Here is an 11,108-nt window from a genome sequence, read left to right as displayed (position 1 = left end):
GTTGCGTTGAGAGGCGCACGGCGGGTTCGGCGAGCGGTCTGGAGAAACGGACCGGGAGTAATCCCGAGACCGCGCTCCAGGCCGACTCGGCTCTGTCGCATATTCGGTGGTGACGGAAGGTGCCGTAACGTCACGCTAAGTTGTACTCGGTGTGGACGATCTTGTGCGTACGGTGTTTTCGGGGTTATCGCCGCTGGTCGTAGAAGACGTGGCGGACGAGGGCGAGCAGATTCGGGTACGTGCGCGAACCCCCGACGGCTCGGTCGCCTGTCCAGGCTGCGGGGCCGAGACGGCGCGGGTTCACGGCTATCACCAGCGCTGTGTGGCCGATGTCCCGATCGACGCCCGCCGGGTGCTGGTGGTGGTGCGGGTCCGCCGCCTGGTCTGTCCGACCCGCGGTTGCTGTCAGACCTTCCGGGAGCAGGTGCCCGAGGTGCTGGAACGCTACCAACGCCGCACCTCTCGCCTGACCTCCCAAATCGGCGCTGTGGTTCGTGAGCTGGCCGGACGCGCCGGCAAGAGAGCGTTATCCGCGCTGGCCGTGCACTTATCGCGGCATACCGCCCTGCGCCTGCTGTTGCGTCTGCCCTTGCCCCCGCCGCGGATCCCCCGCGTGCTGGGCGTGGACGACTTCGCGCTGCGCCGACGTCACCGCTATGCCACCGTGCTGATTGACGCCGAGACCCGCGAGCGCATCGACGTCCTGCCCGGCCGCACCGCCGACGTCCTGGAAGCCTGGCTGCGCGCCCATCCCGGGGTGCAGATCGTGTGCCGGGACGGCTCTGGCGCCTACGCCGAAGCGATCCGCCGCGCACTTCCTGACGCCATCCAGGTCGCCGACCGCTGGCACCTGTGGCACAACTTCGGCGAGGCCGTCACGAAGGAAGTCGCCAGGCACAGCGCCTGCTGGGCCAAGGCCGGACCACCGATCAAGGACAGCAAACGCGCGCAGACCACCCGTGAGCGCTGGCAGCAGATCCACGACCTGCTCAGCAAGGGCGTCGGTCTGCTTGAATGCGCCCGCCGACTGAATCTGGGACTGAACACCGTCAAACGCTACGCCCGCGTGCCCGAACCAATGCGCCTGCAACGCGCTCCGCAGTACCGGCCCACCCTCGTCGATCCCTACCGCGACCACCTGCGGCGCCGCCGCGCCGAAGACCCTGCCGTCCCCGTCTTGCACCTGTTCAACGAGATCAAAGCCCTCGGCTACCCGGGCAGCTTCAACCTGCTCTACCGCTACATCACCCAAGGCCGCGTCGAAGCCGACCGCCTGCCCATCTCACCCCGCCGCCTCGCCCGGCTCCTGCTCACCCAGCCCGACAACCTCAAAGACGAGCACAGGCGCCTGCTCGACGACCTCACCACCACCTGCCCCGAGATGATCGACCTGGCCGAACTCGTCCGCAGCTTCGCCGACCTGCTCCGGCCACGCGAGGACAACGCCGACCAGCTCGACGCGTGGATCACCACCGCCCGCGCCGCCAACCTCCCTCATCTACACGCCTTCATCCGCGGCCTCGACCAGGACCGCGAAGCCGTCCGCGCGGCCATCAGCCTGCCCTTCCACAACGGCGGCACCGAAGGCGTGAACACCAAGACCAAACGCATCATGCGCCAGATGCACGGCCGGGCTGGCTTCACGCTGCTCCGCCACCGCATTCTCTTGGCCTAGCTCTCCGTCACCACCGAATCTGAGACAGAGCCAGTGACCCCGTACAGACCCGGTACCCGATGATTGGAATCAGCAGTGACCACGACAGCGCATGCTGTGTCGCAGATAGAACAAACCGAAGCCGCACTCGGTTGCGTGTCCTATTCCTGGACGCCGGAAGTCCATGACTTCTACGGCGACCCGGAAGCCATCCTGCACAAGATGGACAGCCTGGAGATGGAGCTTTCCGACCGCCGGATCTTCGTGCTACGTTCACCCGGGCCACGTGTGCCCTCCTGTGTTGACGGCGTCGCGCCGAGACCTCCGGACGGCCGTCCCAGACACGCCGGGGACGGCCGTCCCCGTGCCGACGACGCCAGGCTCGCCTCCGCGAGCGGTCCGAGCAAGCCCGAGAGAGGCCATGGATGAGCACCGGTACTTCAGCCCGCTGCACGGCGGGACTTCGCCGGGCTGTGGGCCTCCTATGGCCTCAGCAGCCTGGCGGACGGTCTTGTGGTCATCGTCCTGCCGCTGACGGCTCTCGACCTCACCTCGTCGCCGGGGCTGGTGGCCGGGGTGATGTGGGCGCAGACGCTGCCGTACGTGCTGTGCACGCTGGCTATCGGCATACTCATCGACCGGGCAGAGCGCAGCCGCCTGATCCTGCGGGCGCATGTGCTGCGAGCGGTGGCCCTGGTCCTGTTGGCGCTCGCCCTGGCGGGAGACGTGGCGCCGCTTCCCCTCCTGTACGTCGTGGCCTTCCTGCTCGGCACGGCCGAACTCGTGGCGGATCTGACCACGACCTCTGTCCTGCCCGTGATGGTGCCGCAGGACCGGCTCGACGGCGCCAACGCTCGGCTGGAGAGCGCCCGTTCCTCACTGAACGAGTTCGTCGGCCCGCCGCTGGGCGGCTTGCTCGTCGCCATCGGCGCCATCACCGCCACGCTGAGCATGGCGGGCCTCTACCTTGTGGCGGCCGGAGCGGTGCTCCTGCTCCTGCGCAGCTCCTACGACCCCCGCGACCGCACCGAGGCGGACGGGGAACGCCGGGAGGAGACAGCGACGGCCGCGCGGCCCCGGCTGCGGGATGAACTCGCCGAAGGCTTGCACTACCTGCGGCGGCAGTCGGTGCTGTGGAATCTTGCGATCATGGTCTGCGTGATGGCAGCGACCTGGAGTGCGTGGAGCGCGGTCCTGGTGCTGTACGCCGTGACGCCCGGACCCATGGGTCTGAGCGGCACGGGATACGGGCTGTTGCTGACCACGCTCGCCCTCGGCGGCGTGCTGGGCTCGCTGACCGCCGGCCGGGTCCGCAGGGTGCTGGGCACGCGCAATCTCCTCGCCATCGACGTGGTCACGGGAATCGTCATGCTCGCGGTGCCAGCGCTGACGGCACAGGTGTGGAGTGTCGCGGCGGTGACGTTCCTGGGAGGCGTCGGCAGCGGGCTGTGGAACGTCACGGTGGTCACGCTGCGCCAGCAGCTGATCCCCGACGCGCTGCTCGGCCGGGTGAGCAGCGCCAGCCGCCTCATCGGCTGGGGCGGCATGCCCCTGGGTGCCGCGCTGGCCGGTGTGCTGTCGCAGCTCGTTGGGCCCCGGCTGGTCTTCGCCCTGGGCGCCCTGGCGTGCGCGCTGCTGCTCTTCCCCTTCTTCCGGACGATCCGCGAGGAGACCATCGAGGAAGCGAAGCGGCAGCGTGCCGCCCACCGGCAGTGACGCACCGGGAGGAATGCGCCACGCTGCCCCTTCCTCCTCGCCCCCGCCCCGCCGGGGCCGACCGCCCCAGGGCGGCGCCAGGTCCCTCACGACACGCCCGCTGGACGGGCGGCGTGCTCGGCCGCCCGGCGCGGGCCGGGAACCACAGCGGACAGCGGCAGCTCCAGACGTTTGTCCATGTCCAGACGGAACGTGCCGTACGGGTTAATGTTCGACCAGAACAGGGCGGTCAGAGCCCGCCGGTCCTCTGCGGTGAGCCTGCCCGCCCACTCCGGCTCGGCCAGGACCTGTTGCAGCAGCAGGGTGTTGACGTGCACCAGAGCGGACTGGAGCAGGTGCAGGGCGAGCATGGACGTCTCGGCGTGTTCCTTGTCGGCGCCGGTCAGCGCACCGTCCTTGCCGTAGTGGATGACGGTGTTCGCGCTGTTCCAGTTCTCCACCACCTGAAGGCCGCTGTGGATCTCGCGGCGCAGGTCGGGGCTGGCCAGGTAGTCGCAGGCGAAAATGGTGCGCACGGCCCGGCCGAGTTCTTCCAGGGCCTGGTAGGTGGGGTGCTTGGGTCCGCCGCGGGTGAAGCGGCGAAGCACCTGCTCGGCCTCCGCGGTCCCCAGGCGCAAGGCGGTGGCGTACTTGACCATCTGGTCGTACTGCTGGGCGATCAGGTCCCAATTGATCGAGCGGATCAGCGAGCCGCCCAGGGCCGGCCAGCCGGGCGGGTCGTCGTCGGGGCGGTACAGCCGGATGCTGCCGATGTTCTTCAACCGAGGGAGCAGGCGGAAGTTCAGCAGCTCGGTGAAGGCGAAACCGACCACCGAGGAGCCGTGGGTGCCGACGTAGTTGGACTCGATCTCGGCGTCCGTGCAGTGCCGCAGCAGGCCCTCGATCATCGCCGCGACCTCGGACGACGAGCATGACTTCAGCTGGGAGTAGATGCAGACATTCTTCCGCTCGACGTGCCAGTAGATCATCACGCCGTTGCCGCCGTAGCGGGCGTGGTACTCGGTCATGAAGTTGCTCGACCAGGAGCCGAACTTCTTCGAGTCCGAGGCGCATGCGGTGCCCTGGCCCCACCAGGCGGTGTCGCGGGCGGTGAAGGTGGCGTTGACCAGCTTGGTCACCGCGGCGCGGAGGTTGTCGACGGTGATGAAGTGCCGGCGGATGTGCCGCAGGGCGGCCTCGGTCTCGCCGTGCTCGCCGGTGGCGACGATCGCGCGGATGCCCATGTTCGTGCCCAGCGCGAACAGCGCGAGCAGCAGGCGGCGCTGGAGGGTCGCCCGGTCGATGCGCTCGTAGGAGGCAACCGAGAAGAACTCGTCGGTGAAGCCGGTCAGGAAGTCGGCGTTCTTCAGCACGTCAATGAGATCGAGCACCCCCAGCGGCGGATCACCTCCTCCTTCAAGGCTTGCAGGCCGGTGGGCTCGGCCAGCGGCTCCAGCTTCGGCACCATGATCCATGGGTCGCCGTGCCGGGTGGTGACCTTCACCCCGTCCGCGCTGCCGTCCGCCAGGGCCGCCGACAGCCGGTCCAGGCCGGCGGTCATCCGCCGCTTGAGGTCGGCGATGAACTCCTGCGGGTCCATCGGCTGGCGGATCGCGGCGTAGTGCACGGTGCGGGTGGTCTCGAAGTCGCCGGGCAGGTCGTCCTCCGGGTTGCGCCAGCGCAGGGCGCCCTCGGTGTAGATCTCCCGGCGGCGGATCGCGTCCCGCAGGGCGACCAGCACGCACAGCTCGCACGGGATGCGCTCGATCTTCCCCTTGTCGTCGACGACCGCCTCGCGCCAGTCCTTGCGGACCACGCCGTCCATGGGCACCTCGTCGCCGGCGTCGTAGAAGCGCGTCTTGCCGTCGACCTCGGCGTACTTCTCCAGCAGCGCGAGCGCGTCCATCACCGGCCGATAGGCGGTGTTGTTGCACTTGAAGCCCAGCGTCTTCAGCAGTGGCGGCAGCATCTGCCGGTAGTAGCTGCTGTAGGAGGCGCGCAAGGTGGTGCGGACCTTGGCCTTGAAGACCTTGTCGTTCGCCTTCGCCTCGGCGACCAGATCGCGCAGCGTCTTCTCACCCACCACCGGGTACAGGGCCGTACGCACGACCTCATCGGGCTTGCCGATCGCGGCGTCCGCGAGCTTGAACAGGATGCCTTCCTTGCCGCGGACCTTCTTCAGCTCCGCGGTCAGCTGCTTCTCCACCCGCCGCTCGGCCCGCGCGTTGATCTTCTGCACCAGGGCGATCAGCAGGTCCACCAGCGCGTCGGTGACCTCTGCCTGCCGGGACGCACACAGCGCGGCCAGCAGCGTGATCCGCGCATCCTCATTCGTCTCCCTGAAGTCGGAGGGGTACATCTTGATCGCCCGTGCCCGCCAGGCGGCCAGCAGCTTCTCCGAGCAGTCCGCGAACAGCCCGTCGGGCAAACCGAGCTTGCGGACGTCGTTCAGCTTGTTGATCTCCGCCAGCAGCGAGTCCAGCCCCACCGCCCCCGGGTCGCGCTTCAGCGACGCCAGCAGCGCGGCCCCGGCCTCGTTGTCCTCGGCCACCAGCGCCAGCAGCCGCCCCGCGCGCACCTCGCCCAGCCGCTCGATCGTCCGCGTGCAGAACGCCTTCTCCGACCGCGTCTGCGCCGCGTTCACGATGCGGTCGATACGGCCCGGCGGCTCGATCCGGTCCTCCCGGCACTGCACCAGCAGGGCCTCGCGCAGCCGGTCCTCCACCAACTCGACCGGGCACACCTCGTCCGCCAGCCACGCGATCAGCCGTTCCTCATCAGCCCGGGTCGACGGCCGGAACCCCAGAGCCTCGCGGATCTGCTTGCGGTGGTGCTTCACCGCCCGGCTGGCCAGGTCGTACTTCGCGAACTCCGCGGCCGACACCTTCACCAGCTCCGCGACGTAGTCGACCGCAGGCTGTGGGATCTCCTCAACGAACTCCGGGAATCGGCCCTCCAGCTCGAAGAACTTCAGCATCAGACAGAAGCCGAGCCGAGTCGCCCCCGTCTTGTTCGCCACCAAGGCCCAATCGCCGTCCACGAGGGTCCGGCACTCGACCACCTCCTCCGGCGACCACTCCTGCCGCACGCCCGCCCCTTCCTCGTCAATCGCGGGATCACTCATTCAGCCCAACGAGGCGATGACGACAGGGAAACGGGATCATCTGACTACCCAAAAGCTACCCGCCGGTTACTTTTCCCCTGGGGGCAGAGGTGGGAGTCCGGGGCCGATGACGCGGTCGATGGCCGAGGCGTAGGCGCGGTGGGTGTTCGGATTGGCCGTGCGCGCCGTAGCGAGGAAGGCGTCGGCGGCCGCGGCGAGGCTGACGCCTCAGCCGCGCAACGCGGCGATCTTCGGCGCGGCGCTCATGCCGGCCGCCGCGCGCCGTCGGGAGCGATGTACCGGATAACGTGCCGGAGTCGCGCACCACCCTGCAGGTCCAAGGGGTTGACCGCCGAACAGATGTCGGGGCCTCAGCCGACGCAGTCCTTCCGGTAGGTCGGAGTGGGGGCATGGCACCCCTTGGGAAGGCGGGCGGGAGTGTCGGTCCAGGCGGCTCGCTGGTAGACGAGTGCGTGGACGACGCTTCCCGCGGGCAGGCCCGCGGTCGCGGTCCCTTCGCTGCCCGCCGGGTCCTGTGACCAGGGCTTCACGACGACGTTCTGGAACGCGAGCACCTGACCGCTGGATTCCTCCACGATGAGTTGCCGCTCGCTCTGCCCGTCCCCCACAGCCTGGATCCATCCGATGCCGATCCCCAGGCGTCCTTCGGCGTCGGGGATGCGGCCGAGGGCGCGGGTACCAGGCAGGTTCGCCACCATCCGGTAGAGGGCCCCGCGGGTGCCCGCTGAGATCGGGGCGTGCTGGAGCAGGCCCAGGGAGATGTCGAGGAGCCAGGAGTCCTTCGTGGGCAGCGAGCTCCCTGCGGGCGGTGACGGCCAGTCCTTCATGGTCTTGCTGTAGGCGGGCCAGAACGCCAGCAGGCGTTCTCGCAGCGCGTCCGGCTCCTTGGGCAGATCGAGCAGCTCAGCGGCGGGAAGCGTGATCCCGTCATCTCTGTAGGGCCAGGTGCTGGGCATGAACATGAACCTCGTGCGTCCGAGCGGAGCCGTGTCGTTCCGGCAGTCGGTGTCGTTCCCGCACAATTTGGGCTTTCCTGCTCGCCGCCACGCCTGCTCCTCTTGTCCGGACGCCGGCACGGTGGGCATGCCGCGTTCGGACAACACGGTGAGCTCCGCCGGGTCGCGCGGGGCCCATCGGCCAGTCTGGACCCGGGTCTTGATCCGGTACCGGTTGCCCGGCACACCGATGATCTCCTCACCCAGGATCAGGCCCTCGGTGTACCAGAACCGCCCGGGCGTCTGCCGCTGCGCGGCCGCGTTGCGGGCCGCCGTGTCCAGCGCGTTCCCGGCGGGACCGGTAGCCACCTGCCCCGTGGAGACGGCGGGGTCGAGCAGGCGGGGGAAGGCCAGCACCCCGATCACGGACGCCGTGGCCAGCGACGCGGCGACTGCCCCGACCCACCGTGCGCGGCCCCGCCGCACCGGCGTGGGCAACTCCTCCATCGCCGGGAACGACCCCGGCAGGTCGAGGTCGGCGGGCCGGGCCGCCGCCAGCAGATCGAGCGCGTTCTTCCGCTTCACTTCTCCTCCTCCGGGACGAATGCGGGCCGAGGACCGGCTGCCGTCACGCTGTTCATGGCGGCCTCCAGTCGTCGGCGGGCCCGATGCAGCCGGACGAAGAACGCCGATCGCGAACTTCCCACCACCGCGGCCGCCTGCGCCGAGGTCAGCCCGTGCCACGCGACCAAGGTCAGCACTTCTTTGTCCGCGTCGCTCAACGTGGACAGGGCCTTCATCGCAGTGGCCCGTTCGGCTACCTGGTCGGCCACGTCCCTCTCCAGTTCCTCGGTCCAGACGCGCAGCGCCTCGTCCAGCGCCGCCTGCCGGAGCTCGTCGCGATAGAGCTCGCGGATCACGTTGTGCGCCACACCCAGCAGCCAGGGCAAGGGCGCCTTGGCCGGGATGACGTCCCGCCGTCGCCACACGACCACGAACGTCTCGCTGACCACCTCCTCGGCCAGCCGGCGACCACATCTGCTCACCGCGTACGCGTACACCCGGGGGCGGTACGCATCGAATAAAGCGGCGAACTCCTCATCATTCAGCACATAGGCTCCTTCTTTGGCCCTTACATCAGGTAATGGTCAAAGGCGGATCAGTCTTACAGTCGATGCGAAGACCGTTCGCTCGCGAACATGCCGCGGGGCCGTGAGCCGTCCCCACGCTGCAAGGCATGCGGCGCCGCAGGCGATGCCTGGCGAAGTGCGGTACCGGGTTATGGGTCGGTAAGACTCGCGTTCGCCGCCGACCGGACCCCTGCGGGCCAAGTCCCGCCATCAGCACCTGTCCAGCCTCGGCCACTACATCCGTCTCGGCGAGAGACCTCTGCCCGCATCGGGCCGAGCGCAAGGCGCATCGCGGGTACGCCGCCCGCGTCACAGCCGTCCAGGCCCCGACTGCATGGGTCGTGACCTGCGGAAACGCGGATGCTCGTCATGCCCTCATGCCGCGTTGGGGCTGGTCGTCCATGCGGTCGCGCTGTGGAACTCCAAGCACCTGTCGGTCGCGGTCGACCGGCTGCGCGCCCCAAGGTGTGCCGGTCAAGGACGAGGATGCCGCCCGGCTGTCCCCGCTCGGCCACGCCCACCTCAACGGCCTGGGCCGCTACTCCATCACCTCCTCAACACCTGCCGAAGGACTGCGGCGGCTCGGCGAGATCCCCGACGCCCCCGCCCTTCCCGACGGAGGTGTGCCGTTGCGGCGATCAGTGAGTCTTCGCCATCTTCGAACATGCAGGTCGGAGGCTCTGGCGTGGTGCTCGCTCGGGATACTCATGCTGATCTCGGGCGGGAGTCTGCGGTCTTGATCATCCGTCATGTCATCGGTCGAGGCTGTCACATTTGGATCATTGAACCCAATCCAGCCGGCCGGGTTGTCAATGTCAAACAGCCGCTCGCGGCGGCGCGGCCCGAAGGGCGCATCAGCCCCCAGCGTCATCTCCCGGTGCGGTACGCTCTCGCGGCCCACGCCAGGCGACGGCGTCCGCGAGGGTCACAGCCAGGTCTCCGTTGTCTGTAGTGTGCGGAAATGACAAGAAGCGAGCGACTCGCGGACCAGCTGGACCGGCACTGGAACAAGAATCTGCGGCCGCGGCTGGACGGTCTTACCGATGAGGAGTACTTCTGGGAGCCGGTGCGCGGCTGCTGGAGCATCCGTCCACGTGGCACGTCGGCCGCACCGGTGTTGGCAGGTTCGGGGGAATGGGCGATGGACTTTGCGTCCCCTGGCCCGGTGCCGGCGCCGGTGACCACGATTGCCTGGCGGCTGGCGCACATCATCGTCTCCTGCCTGGGCTATCGGGTCGGATGGCACTTCGGCGGCCAGGATGTCGACTCCCAGACATTCGCCTACGCGGGGACCGCTGACGAGGCGCTAAAACAGCTCGATGAGATGTATGGGAGATGGAACGCGGGGGTCCGCGAGCTCTCGGACGCTGACCTGGAGAATCCGCCCACGGTGGGTCCCGAGCGGTTTCCCATGGAGGGCATCGTCCTGCACGTCAACAGGGAGCTGATCCATCACGGCGCCGAGATTTCCCTGCTGCGCGACCTCTACCGCTGGCAGGACGGAGCCGTACGCCGCATATGACTTTTCGGTAACCGGCGATCGAGCTGCGGAAACCTACGTGGACTCCGTGACGCTCCGTGGCTGCGAGCTTCAGTGAAGCTGCGCCCTCTTGAAGTAGCTGGTCAGGGTGGTGGCGTGAGGGTCGTTCGGGGTGGTCATGCTGGTGTTGGGCGGAGGTCTCGGGTGTAGATCATCTGCCGGCGGGCTCCTTCGAGGTTCGTCAGGACGAACAGGGCACGCAGGCGGCGAACGCCCGGTTCACTTCCTTTTCGCTGGTGGTGAGCTTGCGGGCGCGGGTGGCCTTGAAGCCGGTGACGACGACGGGGGCATCCGGGTCGTTGTCCAGGCCGAGGAAGCCGAGATCGGCGGCGCGTAGGTGGGACAGGATGCGGTCACGGCAGGCGGCGGTGATGTCGTGAGTGCGGCCGGGCCGAGCCGCGGAGATCCACATCATCCGGCCCCGTTCGTCGGTCAGAGCGAGGACGTGCAGGCTGTGGCGGTGGTGTTTGCCGGAGTAGTTCGGCCGGTTCGCCGTCCCGCCGGGCAATCGTCTTCAGGACGCGGTCCAGCCGTGGGGCCTTGGCGGCCGGCAAGGTGATCAGCTCGTCGCGCAGCGCCGGATGGTGGTGGCGGAGACGTCGTTGCCGCCGGCCATGCCGGCCAGGTGCTGATCGTGCCGCAGCACGGCCAGCACGATGGTCGCGATCCTCCCGGCCGGCAGTGCCCGCCACCTGAACCGTATCGACCGCAGGTGGCCGCGCAGCAGAACACAATTCCAACAGCCGCCGGTGGCACCTTGGTTACGCCCTGCCGTCCGTGCGGGCCGGTCACGGGCGGACGGTGAACTTCCCGTCGGGCCGTTTGTGCAGCCAGCCGCGGTCGGCCAGCTTCGACCGCGAGGGCATGGCCCTGGCCAAGAAGAACGGCAAGCTCAAGGACAAGCAACCCAAACTGCCCGAACCCGCCCGGCGCTACGCCGAGGGCGAGGTGTCCCTGGCCGACCTGGCCACCGAGTACAGCGTCGGACGCTCCACCGTCCATCGCATCATCCACGGCCCAGAGACCGCCA

At 68.7% G+C, this 11,108-nt stretch carries 7 protein-coding genes and 3 pseudogenes; 5 read left to right on the top strand and 5 right to left on the bottom strand.

What is annotated here, in order from left to right:
- Nucleotides 1–172: 172 nt before the first annotated feature.
- Nucleotides 173–1,675: an ISL3 family transposase gene (locus AB0J64_RS55730; protein WP_364046464.1), complete on the top strand. Its 1,503-nt coding sequence runs from the start codon at nt 173–175 to the stop codon at nt 1,673–1,675.
- A gap of 432 nt (nt 1,676–2,107) precedes the next feature.
- Nucleotides 2,108–3,370, top strand: a pseudogene (locus AB0J64_RS55725) (MFS transporter); the annotation flags it as partial.
- 86 nt (nt 3,371–3,456) lie between these two features.
- Here AB0J64_RS55725 and AB0J64_RS55720 read toward each other — a convergent pair.
- The 4 genes from AB0J64_RS55720 to AB0J64_RS55705 all read right to left on the bottom strand — a co-directional run bounded on the left by AB0J64_RS55720 (nt 3,457) and on the right by AB0J64_RS55705 (nt 8,520).
- Entirely contained in the window at nt 3,457–4,740 is a 1,284-nt protein-coding gene (locus AB0J64_RS55720; protein WP_364046462.1) for a transposase, read from the bottom strand.
- Entirely contained in the window at nt 4,716–6,473 is a 1,758-nt protein-coding gene (locus tag AB0J64_RS55715) for a DUF4158 domain-containing protein (RefSeq protein WP_364046460.1), read from the bottom strand. Before AB0J64_RS55715 ends, AB0J64_RS55720 begins: the two co-directional genes overlap by 25 nt.
- Nucleotides 6,474–6,823: 350 nt before the next feature.
- On the bottom strand, nt 6,824–7,993 hold the full coding sequence (locus AB0J64_RS55710) for a CU044_5270 family protein (RefSeq protein ID WP_364046458.1): 1,170 nt from the start codon (nt 7,991–7,993) through the stop codon (nt 6,824–6,826).
- Entirely contained in the window at nt 7,990–8,520 is a 531-nt protein-coding gene (locus AB0J64_RS55705; RefSeq protein WP_364046456.1) for an RNA polymerase sigma factor, read from the bottom strand. The genes AB0J64_RS55710 and AB0J64_RS55705 overlap by 4 nt, the downstream gene beginning before the upstream one ends.
- A 400-nt stretch (nt 8,521–8,920) precedes the next feature.
- Between AB0J64_RS55705 and AB0J64_RS55700 the strand changes: the two are divergent.
- Together AB0J64_RS55700 and AB0J64_RS55695 are read left to right on the top strand one after the other, a co-directional pair.
- A pseudogene (locus tag AB0J64_RS55700) lies at nt 8,921–9,089 on the top strand (Tn3 family transposase); the annotation flags it as partial.
- Between the two features lie 410 nt (nt 9,090–9,499).
- Complete coding sequence (locus AB0J64_RS55695) at nt 9,500–10,060, top strand: DinB family protein (protein WP_364046454.1); 561 nt, start codon at nt 9,500–9,502, stop codon at nt 10,058–10,060.
- A 199-nt stretch (nt 10,061–10,259) separates the two neighbouring features.
- On the opposite strand, the gene AB0J64_RS55690 is transcribed toward AB0J64_RS55695, so the two are convergent.
- A complete protein-coding gene (locus AB0J64_RS55690) occupies nt 10,260–10,586 on the bottom strand; it encodes a transposase family protein (protein ID WP_364046452.1) in 327 nt (108 codons plus the stop codon).
- A gap of 269 nt (nt 10,587–10,855) precedes the next feature.
- Between AB0J64_RS55690 and AB0J64_RS55685 the strand changes: the two are divergent.
- Nucleotides 10,856–11,108, top strand: a pseudogene (locus tag AB0J64_RS55685) (hypothetical protein); the annotation flags it as partial.

Origin of the sequence: Nonomuraea sp. NPDC049695, from assembly GCF_040674955.1 — a bacterium.
Taxonomy (GTDB): Bacteria; Actinomycetota; Actinomycetes; order Streptosporangiales; family Streptosporangiaceae; genus Nonomuraea; species Nonomuraea helvata.
This window is presented reverse-complemented; position numbering and strand designations above follow the sequence as displayed.

Bases quoted from the DNA above. Each gene is read 5' to 3' on its own strand.
- AB0J64_RS55695 (WP_364046454.1), top strand. From the start codon at position 9,500: ATGACAAGAAGCGAGCGACTCGCGGACCAGCTGGACCGGCACTGGAAC.
- AB0J64_RS55715 (WP_364046460.1), bottom strand. From the start codon at position 6,473: ATGAGTGATCCCGCGATTGACGAGGAAGGGGCGGGCGTGCGGCAGGAG.